Here is a 15,540-nt window from a genome sequence, read left to right as displayed (position 1 = left end):
CATGACCGTTGTGGACCAGACCCCGAGCGAGCCGACGGACGCCCGCGGGCGCGTGGCCGAGCTGCACTCCCTGCGCGAGCAGGCGCGGCGCGGCCCCAGTGACCGCGCGACCGAGACCCAGCACGCCAAGGGCAAGCTGACCGCCCGTGAGCGCATCGCGCTGCTCCTCGACGAAGGTTCCTTCAAGGAGGTCGAACAACTCCGCCGCCACCGCGCGACCGGGTTCGGCCTGGAGTCCAAGAAGCCCTACACCGACGGTGTCATCACCGGCTGGGGCACGGTCGAGGGCCGCACGGTCTTCGTCTACGCGCACGACTTCCGCATCTTCGGCGGCGCCCTGGGCGAGGCCCACGCCACGAAGATCCACAAGATCATGGACATGGCCATCGCGGCCGGTGCCCCGCTGGTCTCCCTGAACGACGGCGCCGGCGCCCGTATCCAGGAGGGCGTCTCCGCCCTCGCCGGCTACGGCGGCATCTTCCAGCGCAACACCAAGGCCTCGGGCGTCATCCCGCAGATCTCGGTCATGCTGGGCCCGTGCGCCGGCGGCGCCGCGTACTCCCCGGCCCTCACGGACTTCGTCTTCATGGTCCGGGACACCTCGCAGATGTTCATCACCGGTCCGGACGTGGTCCGCGCGGTGACGGGCGAGGAGATCACCCAGAACGGCCTCGGCGGCGCCGACGTGCACGCCGAGACCTCGGGCGTCGCGCACTTCGCGTACGACGACGAGGAGACCTGCATCTCCGAGGTCCGCTACCTCATCTCGATGCTGCCCTCCAACAACCGCGAGAACCCGCCCGTCCACGAGACGAGCGACCCGGCGGACCGCCGCAGCGAGGTCCTGCTGGACCTGGTGCCCGCCGACGGCAACCGCCCGTACGACATGCTCAAGGTCATCGAGGAACTCGTCGACGAGGGCGACGTCCTGGAGATCCACGAGCGGTGGGCCCGCAACATCCTCTGCTGCCTGGCACGGATGGACGGCCAGGTCGTCGGCATCGTCGCCAACCAGCCCGGCCACCTCGCCGGCGTCCTGGACATCCACGCCTCCGAGAAGGCCGCGCGCTTCGTCCAGCTCTGCGACGCCTTCAACATCCCGATCATCACGCTGCTGGACGTCCCCGGCTTCCTGCCGGGCGTCGACCAGGAGCACGGCGGCATCATCCGCCACGGCGCCAAGCTGCTGTACGCGTACTGCAACGCCACCGTCCCGCGGATCTCGCTGATCCTGCGCAAGGCCTACGGCGGCGCGTACATCGTCATGGACTCCCAGTCCATCGGCGCCGACCTCACCTACGCCTGGCCCACCAACGAGATCGCCGTGATGGGCGCCGAGGGCGCGGCCAACGTCATCTTCCGCAAGCAGATCGCGGACGCCGAGGACCCCGAGGCCATGCGCGTGCGCATGGTCAAGGAGTACAAGGCCGAACTGATGCACCCGTACTACGCGGCCGAGCGCGGCCTCGTCGACGACGTCATCGACCCGGCCGAGACCCGCGAGGTCCTCGTCAGCGCCCTCGCGATGCTCCGCAACAAGCACGCCGATCTGCCGTCCCGCAAGCACGGCAACCCGCCGCAGTAACCGCGAAGGAGACCTGCCACCCCATGACCCACGCCACCGACACCCTGCTGCGCGTCGAAAAGGGCAACGCCGAGCCCGAGGAGCTGGCCGCGATCACCGCGATCCTGCTCGCCCGCGCCGCCGCCGCACCCGAGGAGACCGCGGTCCGCATGCCGCGCCAGGCCGGCTGGCGCCGCCTGGAGCGCACCCCCGGCTTCCGCGCCCCGCACAGCTGGCAGGGCTGAGTCCCCGAGCGTCCGAAGGCCCCGCACCCGTCCAGGGTGCGGGGCCTTCCGCATACGGTACGCACGCCCCGCGGCCGCCCCTCGCACGCCCGGGGCCGCGCCGTGGACGTCCCAGGGACCCGCCCACGGCGAAGGCCCCCGCGTCGTGTGACACAGGGGCCTTTCGGTGGCGGCAGGGCTGCTACCGCAGGCGGGCCATGAGGGCGTGCTCGACGAGCGTGATGAGCGCGCTCTTGGCGTCCGCGCGGTGGCGGGCGTCGGTGGTGATGATGGGGGCGTCCGGGCCGATCTGCAGGGCCTCGCGGACTTCCTCCGGGGTGTAGGGCTGGTGTCCGTCGAAGCCGTTGAGGGCGATGACGAAGGGCAGGCCGCTGTTCTCGAAGTAGTCGACCGCGGGGAAGCAGTCGGCGAGGCGGCGCGTGTCCACGAGCACGACGGCGCCGATGGCGCCGCGGACCAGGTCGTCCCACATGAACCAGAAGCGGTCCTGGCCCGGCGTACCGAAGAGGTACAGGATCAGGTCCTGGTCGAGGGTGATGCGGCCGAAGTCCATGGCGACGGTGGTGGTCGTCTTGTCACCGGTGTGGGTGAGGTCGTCGATACCGGCCGAGGCGCTGGTCATCACGGCTTCGGTGCGCAGCGGATTGATCTCGGAGACCGCGCCGACGAACGTGGTCTTGCCCACGCCGAAGCCGCCCGCCACCACGATCTTCGCGGAGGTGGTGGAGCGAGCGGGAGCCGCTCCGCCGTTAGAGCTTGCGAAGTCCACTGAGCACCCTTTCGAGCAGTGTCACATCTGGCTGGCCGCCGGCAGACTCGTCGCCGCCGGGCTGATGAATGGCGACAAGGCCCGCCTCCGCCAGGTCGGCGACGAGGATGCGGGCGACACCAAGAGGAATGGAGAGGAGTGCCGAGATCTCCGCGACGGATTTGATCTCCTGGCACAGACGGCAGATGCGCTGGTGCTCGGGCAACTGCCCTTGCAGGCGCGCGGGATCGGCCGTGGTACTGACCAGCGCCTCGATGGCGAGCTGGTAGCGCGGCCGAGTACGGCCGCCGGTCATCGCGTACGGGCGCACCAGCGGGTTGTGGGCCTTCGGAGCCGGCTGCCGCGTGGCGCGCGGAGGCTGCTGCGGGGGCATCTGGGGCTGCTGAGGCTGCTGGGGCTGCCCGTACTGCTGCTGGTAGGGGTTCTGCTCCGGCACGGGCCGGCTGGGCGCGGAGGGGAAGTTGAAGCGGTTCTGGTCGTGCCCACCCTGCGGCTGCTGCGCGCCGCCATAAGGATGTCCTCCGGGTGTTGTCACGTTTCCTCCTCCGACTCCAAGTACGCAGTACTCCCTGTGGAACCGCGCCACCGCACCCTATGGTGCGATGGCGCGAAACGCACTGCCTGTCTGCTAGTTGAGAAGACTGCCCTGCAGTTCGGCGCGCAGGTCCGGGGTGAGGACACTGCCCGCGCGATCCACCAGAAGAGCCATCTCGTAGCCCACGAGGCCGATGTCGCACTCGGGGTGCGCGAGCACCGCGAGAGACGATCCGTCCGAGACGGACATGAGGAAGAGGAATCCCCGGTCCATCTCGACCACGGTCTGGTTGACGGCGCCACCCTCGAAGATGCGGGAAGCTCCGGCGGTCAGCGAGGTCAGTCCGGAGGCCACGGCCGCCAGCTGATCGGCGCGGTCGCGCGGAAATCCGTCGGACATCGCCAGAAGAAGGCCGTCGGCGGAGACCACCACCGTGTGGGACACCCCTGGGGTGTTGTCCACGAAGTTGGTGATCAACCAGTTCAGGTTCTGTGCCGCCTGGCTCATCGGGCTCACACTAACGCTCCTGGTCATAGCTGTTACTTGACTGCTCAGAACCCGCGCTGCGTCCCTGCTGGACACCCCGCCGCAGGTTGCTCAACCTGCCGCGGACGTCCTCCGGTGCGCGGGAGACCTGGGGGCCGCCCTGCGGGGTCGTCTCCGCCGCGCCCTCGACCAGGTTGGCCTTGGGCACCCGCCGAGGGAGACCGGACGGGGTGACCCCGCCCGCCTTCGGCTCACGGAGTTTGGCGGCCTGCTGCCAGCGCTCGTCGTTGCCCGAACGCCAGGCCGTGCCGGCTTCCTTCTCCTCCGGGGCCCGCTCCGGTTCAGCGGGCTGCTGCTGACGCGGCGACCGCTGCTCGAAGAGGGATCCGGTGGACTCCGCTTCCTGCTGTGCCGGCTGCCACTGCTGCTGGCTGCCGCGGCGCGGCAGGCCCGCTCCGGTCATCACGTGACCGGTGTCGGCAGCGGCGCCCGGACGGTCGAAGCCTACGCGGTCCGGGGCCGGTTCGGGGACGGCAGGGGATTCCGATTCGGTCCCGTAATCCTGCTGGTAGGCAGCCGGATACGTGTTCTGCTCGGGCCACTCCGCCTGCCCCGACTGGGCTTCGTAGCCACCGTCGTAGCCAGGAGTGGTCGGCTGCCCGTCCGGATAACCGTCTTCCGTATAGGCGTAGTCCTGCTGCGGGTACGCCTGGTAGCCCTGCTGCGGCTGCGCTGCCCGCGGTGCCTCGTACGAGCCGTCGTAGCCCTGCTCGGGCTGCTGCTCGTAGCCCTGGTACGGCTGGTACCCGTGCTCCGGCTGAGGTTCCGGATAGTCCCGGGTGGCCGGCTCGGCGTACTGCTGCTGTTCCTGCGGGTAACCCACCTGGGCTGCCAGTGCGGCCCGGCGCTCCTGCTGTCCGAGGGACCGGCCCACCGGGTCGAGCGGGAGGCCGTCGGCGCCCTTCTCGTCGTACCGCGAGTCGTCGAAGCCGAGTTCGGCGGCCGTGCGCATCGGGGCGACCTGCTGGGCCTGCTGCTCCGGGATGATCTGGGAGACGGTGAAGTCGTCGTCCGGAATGCCCTCGCCACCGCCACCGTGGGTGATGGCGTCGGGGAGCATGACCAGCGAGGTGGTGCCGGCCGCCTCGCCCGAGGGGCGCAGCTGGACGCGGATGCTGTGGCGGTCCGCCAGCCGGCCGACCACGAACAGACCCATGCGCTGCGAGATCGCGGCGTCCACGGTCGGCGGGTTGGCGAGCTTGTGGTTGATGTCCGCGAAGTCCTCGGCGGTGAGGCCGATGCCCTTGTCGTGGATCTCGACCATCACGCGGCCGTCGGGCAGACGCGTGGCGTTGACGCGGACCTTGGTCTGCGGGGAGGAGAACGTGGTGGCGTTCTCCAGCAGCTCGGCGAGCAGGTGCACGAGGTCGGTCACGGCCTGGCCGTGGATCTCGGCGTCGGAGACGCCCGAGAGCTCGATGCGCTCGTACTGCTCCACCTCGGAGGAGGCGGCGCGCAGCACGTCGACGAGGGGGACCGGCTGGTCCCAGCGGCGGCCCGGCTCCTCACCCGCGAGGATGAGGAGGTTCTCGCCGTTGCGGCGCATACGGGTGGCCAGGTGGTCCAGGCGGAAGAGGTTCTCCAGCTGGTCCGGGTCCGCCTCGTTGTTCTCCAGGTCGGTGATGAGGGTCAGCTGGCCCTCGATCAGCGACTGGTTGCGCATGGAGAGGTTCGTGAAGATCGCGTTGACGTTCCCTCGCAGGAGCGCCTGCTCGGCGGCGAGCCGTACCGCTTCCCGGTGGACCTGGTCGAAGGCGCGGGCGACCTCGCCGATCTCGTCCTGGGAGTCGATCGGGATCGGGTGCACGCGGGTGTCGACCTTGCCCGGGTCGGTGCGCGAGAGCTGGTCGACGAGCATCGGCAGGCGCTGCTCGGCGATGTCGAAGGCGGCGGAGCGCAGGCGGCGCATCGCAGTGCCCATCTGGCGGGCCATCAGGCCGGCCATGATGAAGGCGAGGGACAGGGCCACGACCACGATGGCGCCGTTGGTGATGGCGTCGGTGCGGGCGTCGTCGGAGACCGCGACGGCGTCGTTGACGGCCTTGGCGAGGAGTTCCTTCTCGATCTCGTCGTAGCCGTCGAACTTCGCGGTGGCGGCGGCCTGCCAGTTCAGCGGCGTGGTGCCGTTCTCGGCCAGCTTCTTCTTGTTCTCGCCGCTGGCGATCGCATCGGTCATGCCGACGAGCGGGTTGTTGTTGTTGGGGCCCATGGGCGGGTGTACGAAGCGGACACCGGCCTGTTCGGCCTGACCCTTGGCCGCGGCGAGCTTGGCGGCGCCCTCCTGCGACTTCTTGGCCATGACCTCCTTGAGGCGGTTCACGTCCTCCTCGGTGCCCGCCGCGACGTACTCGCCGATGGCGATTTCCTCGAGGTAGGCGTAGGAGGAGAAGGCGACGAGCTGGGCCTTGCGGATGTTCTCGTCCGTGCTCGGGCGGACCAGCAGGTGGGTGCCGACGGAGCGCTGGAGCGAGTTCGCCGCCTTGGCCAGCTGGATCGCGTAGACCATGCGGCCGTACGAGGTCACGTTGCCGGTGCCGAGGCCGAGTTCGTTGGCGAACTGCATGAGGTAGTGCTGGACCAGCACGTACCCCTCTTCGGTCGGGATGGGGCCGAACGAATTGGGGCCCTTCTTGGGGCTCTCGGCCGCGGCCAGGTACGCCTTCTCGCGGACGTCCTTCAGCTTGGGCTCGTCCGTGCGGAAGAGCTCCAGACGCCGCTCCAGGCCCTGGTTCTTGGGCAGGTCCTTGACGGCCTCGTCGAACTTCTCCTTGGCCGCGGTGGTGACCGCGTAGGCCTTGGTGACCTTCTCGTCCTTGGTCTGGCCGTTCAGGAGCGGCTCGGCGGTGAGGTCACGCTCGTTGAGCAGTGCCTGACTGTATTCCGAGGCGGCCTGGACGACCGTGGCTATCTTCTCGGCGTCCTTGGCCTCGTTCCAGGTCTCGACGGAGCCCTTGACCTGGAAGCCGCCCATGACCAGCCCGACGAGGGCGGGCACGAGCAGGATGGCGTTCAGACGGGTCGGCACACGCCAGTTGCGGGGGGAGAACCTGCTGGTGCTCCCACTGCGCGCGGGCGGCTCCACGGGCACGTCGACGGGCGACGCGGCCGCTCTCGGCGGCGGGGTGAAGTTGCCGCGCGCGGGTTCATCCGCGGGGCTTGCGTTGCTTCGCCTCACTCGACCAACAACCTCTCGGCGGTGCTACTAGCTAGTTCGTTGAATTCCAGCACGGTTAACGGCCGTGTTCCAAACAGTTGGAATCGGCCATTCCAAGAGCCTTATGCCCCACATAATTCGGACATAAAGAGCGTCCTACGGCAAATATGGGGGCAGTTGTGCGCGCAGCGGCACCAACCGAACGCGCCCCGTTGCCAACTGGCGCCAATTCTCTGTCGAAACGTTATGAACGACAGGGGCGGGCCGTGTCGTAGGACACAGCCCGCCCCTCCCACGCGCCAGCTGAAACCGTGTTACTTGAGCCGCGCCATGAGGGCGTGCTCGACGAGCGTGATGAGCGCGCTCTTGGCGTCCGCGCGGTGGCGGGCGTCGGTGGTGATGATGGGGGCGCCGGGGCCGATCTGCAGGGCCTCGCGGACTTCCTCCGGGGTGTACGGCTGGTGTCCCTCGAAGCCGTTGAGGGCCACGACGAAGGGCAGGCCGCTGTTCTCGAAGTAGTCGACCGCGGGGAAGCAGTCGGCGAGACGGCGCGTGTCGACCAGGACGATGGCGCCGATGGCGCCGCGGACCAGGTCGTCCCACATGAACCAGAAGCGGTCCTGGCCCGGCGTACCGAAGAGGTACAGGATCAGGTCCTGGTCGAGGGTGATGCGGCCGAAGTCCATGGCGACGGTGGTGGTCGTCTTGTCACCGGTGTGGGTGAGGTCGTCGATCCCCGCGCTCGCGGACGTCATGACGGCTTCTGTGCGCAGCGGGTTGATCTCGGACACGGCTCCGACGAACGTGGTCTTGCCCACGCCGAAGCCGCCCGCCACCACGATCTTGGCGGAGGTGGTGGAGCGAGCGGGAGCCGCTCCGCTAGATGTTCCGAAGGCCACTGAGCACCCTTTCGAGCAGCGTTACATCCGGCGTGCCGCCGGCCTCTCCATTGCCCGGCTGGTGGATGGCCACCATTCCGGCCTCCGCCAGGTCGGCGACGAGGATCCGGGCGACACCGAGCGGCATCGACAGCAGTGCGGAGACCTCCGCGACCGACTTGACCTCGCGGCACAGGGTGCAGATGCGCTGGTGCTCCGGGAGCAGGCCGGACAGGTGCATCGGATCGGCGGTGGTGCTGACCAGCGCCTCGATGGCGAGCTGGTAGCGCGGCCGGGTCCGGCCGCCGGTCATCGCGTACGGACGCACCAGCGGCTGGTCGCCTTCCGAGTACGAGTCTCCGTACGCATCGGGATAGGCGGGGGGCGGGGTCATTGATCCTCCGGGCTGGACAGCAGTGGTCAGCGTGCCGTCTGACGGGGCGGCCGGTGGGGGGAACGGTATGACGGCCTGGCGGGGGTACTGGATTCCGGGGGCGGGGCCCCGGTCTCCCGGCCGGTAGTACCGTCCGGCCGGGAGAGGGGAAGTCAGCCGAGCAGGCTTCCCTGCAGTTCGGCGCGCAGGTCCGGGGTGAGGACACTGCCCGCGCGATCCACCAGAAGAGCCATCTCGTAGCCCACGAGGCCGATGTCGCACTCGGGGTGCGCCAGTACGGCCAGCGAGGATCCGTCCGAGACGGACATGAGGAAGAGGAATCCCCGGTCCATCTCGACCACGGTCTGGTTGACGGCGCCGCCCTCGAAGATGCGGGAGGCTCCGGCGGTCAGCGAGGTCAGTCCGGAGGCCACGGCCGCCAGCTGATCGGCGCGGTCGCGGGGGAATCCTTCGGACATCGCCAGAAGGAGTCCGTCGGCGGAGACCACCACGGTGTGGGACACCCCTGGGGTGTTGTCCACGAAGTTGGTGATCAACCAGTTCAGGTTCTGTGCCGCCTGGCTCATCGAACTCAACTATCGCTCCTGCTGGTATGTGGGGTCGATGTGGTAACTGCCGGTCGCCGGGCCGCTGTTGCCTGCCTGACGGCCTTGCTGGATACCGCGTCGGAGGTTGGTCAGACGGCCGCGGACGTCGTCGGGCGCCCGCGAGACCTGCGGACCCGCCTGTGCCTCGGCCTGCTGCTGCGCGGTGCCGGCCACGAGGTTCGCCCGTGGGACCCGGCGGGGCAGCCCCGAGGTCGTGATGCCGCCGGCGGCGGGCTGACGCACGCGCTCGGCCTGCCGCATCAGTTCGTCGTTCGGCGAGGACCGCCAGCTGACCGTCGGCGTGCTGCCGGTCGCCGTGGAGGCGGACTCGGCCGCCTGCTCCTGGCCACGCTGCTGCGCGGCCGTGGCAGCGGACTGCTGCGGCTGCTGGCCCGTCTGGGGCATCGCCGCGCCCGGTCCCTGCGCCGGGGGCTGCTGCCCCTCCTCGCGGAACCAGTTCGACTCCAGCGTGTCGAAGATCGGGCTGCGGCCGAGGTCGGAACTCCGGGCCGGGGGCAGCGCCTCCGGCCGGTGAGCCTGCGGCAGTCGCGGGGTCTCGGGACGCGCTGGCGGTACGGGTGCGTACGCGCCGCCGGGCTGCGGAGCCTGCGGCTGCATGTGCTGCGGCTGCGGCTGCTGCGGGGCCTGCGGCTGCTGCGGGGCCTGGGGCTGGCGGGCGAAACCGCCGCCGACCCCGGGGCCGCCGGGACGCTGGGGCTGACCGGTGGACGGGTAGGCGGCCGGGCGCTCGAACTGTCCGGTGGCGGACGGGTTCACGGGGCCCCGTACGTCCGGACGCTCGAACTGTCCGGTCGTGCTGTTGCCGCCGTCCGCCTGGGGCATCGGGGCGTTGAAGTCCGGGCGGGCGAACTCGGCCGTCGAGCCGGGGCCCGAGAGCTCGTCGTGGCCGCGGGCCTGGTCGGCGCCCCAGCTGGTGGTCTGCGGGCCGGGAAGCTCCGGACGGGGGGCGCCACCGCGCGGCGGCAGCTGCGGCCGGGGGCCGTTCGAAGCCGGTGCCGCGGGAGCGGCCGGCTGCTGGGGCTGCTGCTGCTGCGGCCGCTCGAAGCCGTTGCCCTGCGGGTATCCGGACGGACCGGAAGCCGGACGGGCCTGCGGGCCGCCGCTGGGCCCGGCACCGGCGACCGGGCCGCGGGCCGGCAGCGGCGCACCGGCGCCGAAGGCACCCTGGCCCTGCCCCGCGGTGGTCGGACCCTGCTGCGGACGGGCACCGGGAGCACCGGGGCCGCCCTGCTGCGGGGGCCGCCCGCCCTGCCCGCCCTGCGGACGCTGCTCGCCGGCGGCGCCGTCGCGCCCCGGCAGGGCGGCACGCTGGCCGCCCGCGGAGACCTGACCGCGCTGCGGGGCCGCGCCCACGGACGGACGAGCGCCGGGGCCGGCCACGGAAGCCTGCGCACCGGGAGCGCCCTGAGCGCCACTGGGGCCGCCCTGACCACCCTGACCACCCTGGCCCGCCGTCGGAGCCGGCTTCTTGCCGCCCTGGGCGACGTCCACCGGCAGCATGACGAGGGCCGTCGTACCGCCCGAGTCGGAGGGGCGCAGCTGGATGCGGATGCCGTGTCGCAGGGACAGGCGGCCGACCACGAACAGGCCCATGCGGCGGGAGACGGAGACGTCCACGGTCGGCGGCGACGCGAGTCGCTCGTTGATCGCGGCGAGGTCCTCGGGGGAGAGGCCGATACCGGTGTCGTGGATCTCGACGAGCACGCGGCCGTCGGGCAGCGCGTGACCGGTGACCTTGACCTTGGTCTGCGGGGAGGAGAACGAGGTGGCGTTCTCCAGCAGCTCGGCGAGCACGTGCACGAGGTCGTTGACGACGCGGCCGGCGACATCGGTGCCGGGCACGGAGGCCAGCTCGACGCGCTCGTACTGCTCCACCTCGGAGGCGGCGGCACGGAGCACGTCGACGAGCGGGACCGGGCGCGTCCACCGGCGGCCCGGCTCCTCGCCCGCGAGGACGAGGAGGTTCTCGCCGTTACGGCGCATACGGGTCGCGAGGTGGTCGAGCTTGAAGAGCGAGGACAGCTGGTCCGGGTCGGCCTCGCGCGACTCCAGTTCGGAGATCAGCGAGAGCTGACGCTGGATGAGGCCCTGCGAGCGGCGCGAGAGGTTGGTGAACATCGCGTTGACGTTGCCTCGCAGGAGGGCCTGCTCGGCGGCGAGGCGGACGGCCTCGCGGTGCACGTCGTCGAAGGCCGCGGCCACCTGGCCGATCTCGTCGCGGGTGTGCACACCGACCGACTCCACGGACGTGTCCACGTCCTGCGGGTCGGACTCGGACAGCTGCTTGACGAGCTCCGGCAGGCGGTCCTGCGCCACGCGCGTCGCGGTGTCCTGCAGGCGGCGCAGCGAGCGGATCATCGAGCGGGCCATGACGAAGGCGCCGACGAGGGAGACACCGAGGACGAGGAGGATCAGGGCACCGTTGATGATGGCGTCCTGCTGGGCCTCGTTCTTCAGCTCGCGGGCCTTCTGCTCCATCTCCTCGAGCAGGGTCAGCTCGATGACCTTCATCGCCGTGAGCTTGGTGCCGTCGGCGTCGTACCAGTCGAGCCAGGACCGGTTCTTCTCCCGGAGGAACGCGTCCGGGCTGGCCAGCACGCGCTTCGCGTAGTGGTCGGCGCTGGAGATCTCCGAGTTGCTGTCGCCGAGGCCCGAGAGGAGCTCCTCGGTCTTGCCCTGGTAGACGAGCTCGAAGGTCGTCTTCGCCTGCGTCTCGCCCTTCTGCGCGGAGAGGGCGTACAGCCGGTCGTTCTCCTTCAGCTCACCCTGCCTCTCCGGGGTTTCGGGGAGCGAGGCGGCGATGATCGCGCGCTGGATGGAGGCGTACTCCTTGGCGGCGGAGAACGCCGCCAGGGCACGCGTACGCTTGATCATCTCCGGGTTGGAGGTGGCCTGCGCCATGTCCTGCGAGAGCGAGAGCAGCGAGACGATCATCGCGTTGTACTCGCTGACGGTCTGCTGGGCGCCGTTCACGTACGCCTTGGTGCGGACCGTTTCGATGTTGGTGAGCTGGCGGCCGATCTGCAGGACGTTGTTGCGGATCGACTTGAGGGTGTCGTCCCTCTCGCCCGTGTTGTCGACCTTGTCGGTCGCGGCGGTGAAGGCCTTGAGGGCGGTGTCGGTCGTCTGACGGACGCCGTCGACCGTGCTGGTGCTCTTGCCCTTGGAGAGCGAGAGCGGACCCGCGGACAGGTCGCGCTCCTCCTGGAGCGCGGCAGCCAGGTTGGTGGCCTGCCTGGTCATCGTCGTCAGCAGCTGCATGTGCTCCAGCTGCGCGATGTCGTTGAGCGAGTCATTGATACGGAAGCCACCGAGCGTGGTGGCGGCGACGACCGGCAGGGTCAGCAGCGACACCAGGCGCGTGCTGATGCGCCAGTTCTGCATGGCGAGACGGGAACCGGGCCCACTGGGGGCCTTCGGTATCGCCGCGTCCTGCTCGGCCGGCCCGGCCTTGGGCTTGGCGGACCTGCCTCGGCCCTTCGCCTTCACCGTGGCCGAGGAGTCGGGGCGTGCGCCTTCGACAGCCGGCCCGCGGTTCTGGGCGTGCTGGGGCGAGGAGCCACGGTCGGTCCCGCCGCGCGGCTCCTGCTCCGCCGCAGCTTCCCCTCGGCCCTGGCGGGCCTGGGGAGACCCCATTCCATCCCTCTTGAATCGTCCCTGCACTAGCGTCGCAACCTCTGGACCAGGCGTCCCGCCGGGCGACCGGTGGGACGGTGTCGAGTCGTGGGGCACGTGCGGCCCCATGGTGGTCGTCGGTGACCGGCGCGTCTCCCTCTCCTTGCCACCGCGCTCGGCGCTGAGTCGCGCCACCTGCGCGCCGGCTGATTCCCGCGGCGGTCCCGCGAATTCCAGCACAGTGCAGGATCTCCAACAAGGTGCGAGTGCCGGCCCGGAGCGTCGGTTACGGCTCGTGAGAAACCGACTACGCGATGTGTGACCGCATTCGGTAGAAACCGGACTTACGTCACCCAAACAGCGTGGCTGTCAAGGTGTCCCAGTCGCGATGATCAGGAGCGGAATGGCTCATTCAGTGACGCAATGTCCGTTTAGGGCGGTGGAATTGACTGTCCATTATGCCGGTAATGCCGGGTCGCGGGTGAGCAAACTCACACAGCCGTGGCCATTACTTCCTGGTTCCGTGGGGGATTCAGATGTTTAGCCTTGCCCCTTAAAGGGTTGGCGCCAGGGTTGGTGCACGCAACAGCCGACACTCACAGATCGAACCGAGGACCCCGAACTCCGATGAAGACGACGATGATGTTCCGCAACATAGCCAACCCCCGCCGCACGACCCTCGCGCACCTCAAGGACGCCGAGGACCTGCAGGCGGCCCCGGCCACTCCGGAGCACTCCGTCGAGCTGCCCACGCAGACCGCCAACCCCCGGCGCACGGTCCTGATGGACGCGCCGGTCGCCGCCGCCGCGCAGTAGCCACCCCGCAGAGGAACGTGAAGCGTCGCTGCCCGCCGCGTTAGCCTGGGGTCCGCAGACTCCAGCCAGCGGAAATACAGAGGGGCAGACGCAACACGTGCGCATCGCCAGGTTCTCGATCGACGGCAATGTCGCCTTCGGCGCGGTCGAGGGCGACGCCGCCCCCGGCGCCGAAGGGGAGCTCGTCCTCGACATCATCAAGGGCATCCCCTTCGCGGACTTCGAGCTCTCGGGCACGAAGGTCCCGCTCAGCAAGGTCCGGCTGCTGCCGCCCGTGCTCCCGAACAAGGTCGTGGCCATCGGCCGCAACTACGCGGAGCACGCGGCGGAGCTCGGCAACGCCATCGTCGACGATCAAGGCCGCCCGGAAGCCCCCATCACCTTCTTCAAGCCCTCCACCTCGGTGGTCGGCCCGGGCGACCCGATCACGTACCCCTCCTTCTCCCAGGACCTCCACCACGAGGCCGAGCTCGCCGTGGTCATCGGCCGCATGTGCCGCGAGGTCCCCAGGGAGCGCGTCAAGGACGTCATCCTCGGCTACACCTGCGCCAACGACGTCACCGCGCGCGACGTCCAGCAGCGGGAGAAGCAGTGGGCCCGGGCCAAGGGCTTCGACAGCGCCTGCCCCCTCGGCCCCTGGATCGAGACCGACCTGGACCCGAGCGACCTGACCATCCAGTGCACGGTCAACGGCGAACAGCGCCAGCTCGGCCGCACCAGCGACATGGTCCGCCCCATCGAGGACCTGATCGTCCACATCACCGAGGCCATGACGCTGCTCCCGGGCGACGTCATCCTCACGGGGACCCCGGCCGGAGTCGGCCCCCTCAACGTCGGCGACGAGGTCGCCGTCACCATCGAAGGCATCGGCACTCTCACCAACAAGGTGATCAAGCGTGGCTAACGCGAACGTCCGCGTACGTTTCTGTCCCTCCCCGACCGGCAACCCCCACGTGGGCCTGGTCCGGACCGCCCTCTTCAACTGGGCGTTCGCCCGCCACCACGGCGGTACGTTCGTCTTCCGTATCGAGGACACCGACGCGGCCCGCGACTCCGAGGAGTCGTACGAGCAGCTGCTCGACTCGCTGCGCTGGCTCGGCTTCACCTGGGACGAGGGCCCCGAGGTCGGCGGCCCCCACGCCCCGTACCGCCAGTCCGAGCGCATGGACATCTACGCGGACGTCGCCCAGCGCCTGCGTGACGGCGGCTACGCCTACGACTGCTACTGCACGACCGAGGAGCTGGACGCCCGCCGCGCCGCCGCCCGCGCCGCCGGCAAGCCCTCCGGCTACGACGGCCACTGCCGCGAGCTGACCCAGGTGCAGCTGGAGGCCTACCAGGGCGAGCACCGCCCCTCGATCGTCCGCTTCCGGATGCCCGACGAGCCGATCACCTTCACCGACCTGGTGCGCGGCGAGCTGACCTTCACCCCGGAGAACGTGCCGGACTTCGGCATCCTGCGGGCCAACGGCGCGCCGCTCTACACGCTGGTCAACCCGGTGGACGACGCGCTGATGCAGATCACGCACGTGCTGCGCGGCGAGGACCTGCTGTCCTCCACCCCCCGCCAGATCGCGCTCTACAAGGCGCTGATGGAGCTGGGCATCGCCACGGACGTCCCGCAGTTCGGCCACCTGCCGTACGTGATGGGCGAGGGCAACAAGAAGCTCTCCAAGCGCGACCCGGAATCCTCGCTCAACCTGTACCGCGAGCGCGGTTTCCTCCCCGAGGGCCTGCTGAACTACCTCTCGCTCCTCGGCTGGTCCTTCTCCAAGGACCAGGACGTCTTCTCGATCGAGGAGATGGTGTCGAAGTTCGACATCGACGGTGTCAACGCCAACCCGGCGCGCTTCGACCTGAAGAAGGCCGAGGCGATCAACGCCGACCACATCCGCATGCTGGACCCGAAGGCCTTCGCGGACGCCTGCGCCCCGTGGCTCCGGGCGCCGCACGCCAACTGGGCGCCCGAGGACTTCGACGCCGAGGCCTGGGAGCGCATCGCCCCGTACGCCCAGACCCGCGTCACCGTCCTGTCGGACATCACGGCCAACGTCGACTTCCTCTTCCGGAAGGAGCCGGTGGAGGACCAGGCCTCGTGGGACAAGGCGATGAAGGGCGAGCCGGCCGCGCTGCTGACCACGGCGCGCGAGAACCTGTCGACCGCCGACTGGTCGGACCCCGAGTCCCTCAAGCAGGCGGTCCTGACCGCCGGCGAGGCCCACGGCCTCAAGCTCGGCAAGGCCCAGGCCCCGGTCCGCGTGGCCGTCACCGGCCGCACGGTCGGCCTGCCGCTCTTCGAGTCCCTGGAGATCCTGGGCAAGGAGCGCTCGCTGGCCCGCATCGACGCGGCCCTGGCCAAGCTCGGCGCCTGACCCGTACCCCCTGAAGGGGCGGCTGCCGGACCTCCGGCCGCCGC

General features: G+C 70.1%; 13 protein-coding genes. 5 read left to right on the top strand and 8 right to left on the bottom strand.

From position 1 onward, the window contains the following. The first annotated feature begins 1 nt into the window (after position 1). Positions 2 to 1,585 (top strand): acyl-CoA carboxylase subunit beta, encoded by a 1,584-nt coding sequence (locus tag ACZ4TV_RS23210; protein ID WP_468136646.1) that lies wholly within the window; start codon positions 2 to 4, stop codon positions 1,583 to 1,585. A 23-nt stretch (positions 1,586 to 1,608) separates the two neighbouring features. Continuing rightward, on the top strand, positions 1,609 to 1,809 hold the full coding sequence (locus ACZ4TV_RS23205) for an acyl-CoA carboxylase subunit epsilon (protein WP_468136645.1): 201 nt from the start codon (positions 1,609 to 1,611) through the stop codon (positions 1,807 to 1,809). A 181-nt stretch (positions 1,810 to 1,990) separates the two neighbouring features. Here the strand turns inward: ACZ4TV_RS23205 and ACZ4TV_RS23200 are convergent, their stop codons facing one another. The 8 genes from ACZ4TV_RS23200 to ACZ4TV_RS23165 form a co-directional block, all read right to left on the bottom strand. Next, a complete protein-coding gene (locus tag ACZ4TV_RS23200) occupies positions 1,991 to 2,578 on the bottom strand; it encodes a GTP-binding protein (RefSeq protein ID WP_073911148.1) in 588 nt (195 codons plus the stop codon). Then, positions 2,559 to 3,113 carry a DUF742 domain-containing protein gene (locus ACZ4TV_RS23195; RefSeq protein ID WP_468136644.1) on the bottom strand — a complete coding sequence of 185 codons (555 nt, stop codon included), beginning with the start codon at positions 3,111 to 3,113 and terminating at the stop codon, positions 2,559 to 2,561. Before ACZ4TV_RS23195 ends, ACZ4TV_RS23200 begins: the two co-directional genes overlap by 20 nt. A gap of 93 nt (positions 3,114 to 3,206) precedes the next feature. After that, entirely contained in the window at positions 3,207 to 3,620 is a 414-nt protein-coding gene (locus tag ACZ4TV_RS23190) for a roadblock/LC7 domain-containing protein (protein WP_030037347.1), read from the bottom strand. A 10-nt stretch (positions 3,621 to 3,630) separates the two neighbouring features. Then, a complete protein-coding gene (locus ACZ4TV_RS23185; protein WP_468136643.1) occupies positions 3,631 to 6,834 on the bottom strand; it encodes a sensor histidine kinase in 3,204 nt (1,067 codons plus the stop codon). A 293-nt stretch (positions 6,835 to 7,127) separates the two neighbouring features. Beyond that, entirely contained in the window at positions 7,128 to 7,712 is a 585-nt protein-coding gene (locus ACZ4TV_RS23180) for a GTP-binding protein (RefSeq protein ID WP_266605322.1), read from the bottom strand. Beyond that, positions 7,693 to 8,085, bottom strand: a complete 393-nt coding sequence (locus tag ACZ4TV_RS23175; RefSeq protein WP_030037344.1) for a DUF742 domain-containing protein — start codon at positions 8,083 to 8,085, stop codon at positions 7,693 to 7,695. Before ACZ4TV_RS23175 ends, ACZ4TV_RS23180 begins: the two co-directional genes overlap by 20 nt. A gap of 152 nt (positions 8,086 to 8,237) precedes the next feature. Further along, a complete protein-coding gene (locus ACZ4TV_RS23170; protein WP_030708442.1) occupies positions 8,238 to 8,651 on the bottom strand; it encodes a roadblock/LC7 domain-containing protein in 414 nt (137 codons plus the stop codon). A gap of 9 nt (positions 8,652 to 8,660) precedes the next feature. Then, complete coding sequence (locus ACZ4TV_RS23165) at positions 8,661 to 12,356, bottom strand: sensor histidine kinase (protein ID WP_468136642.1); 3,696 nt, start codon at positions 12,354 to 12,356, stop codon at positions 8,661 to 8,663. A 579-nt stretch (positions 12,357 to 12,935) separates the two neighbouring features. On the opposite strand from ACZ4TV_RS23165, the gene ACZ4TV_RS23160 reads away from it, so the two are divergent. The 3 genes from ACZ4TV_RS23160 to gltX all read left to right on the top strand — a co-directional run bounded on the left by ACZ4TV_RS23160 (position 12,936) and on the right by gltX (position 15,496). Beyond that, positions 12,936 to 13,124 (top strand): hypothetical protein, encoded by a 189-nt coding sequence (locus ACZ4TV_RS23160; RefSeq protein WP_468136641.1) that lies wholly within the window; start codon positions 12,936 to 12,938, stop codon positions 13,122 to 13,124. Positions 13,125 to 13,221: 97 nt separating this feature from the next. Next, positions 13,222 to 14,028 (top strand): fumarylacetoacetate hydrolase family protein, encoded by an 807-nt coding sequence (locus ACZ4TV_RS23155; RefSeq protein WP_468136640.1) that lies wholly within the window; start codon positions 13,222 to 13,224, stop codon positions 14,026 to 14,028. Then, the gene (gene gltX / locus ACZ4TV_RS23150; protein ID WP_468136639.1) at positions 14,021 to 15,496 is read left to right on the top strand and encodes a glutamate--tRNA ligase; all 1,476 of its coding nucleotides are present in this window, start codon (positions 14,021 to 14,023) and stop codon (positions 15,494 to 15,496) included. Before ACZ4TV_RS23155 ends, gltX begins: the two co-directional genes overlap by 8 nt. Positions 15,497 to 15,540: the final 44 nt, after the last annotated feature.

The sequence above is a fragment of the Streptomyces sp. NPDC028910 genome (assembly GCF_055564955.1).
This window is presented reverse-complemented; position numbering and strand designations above follow the sequence as displayed.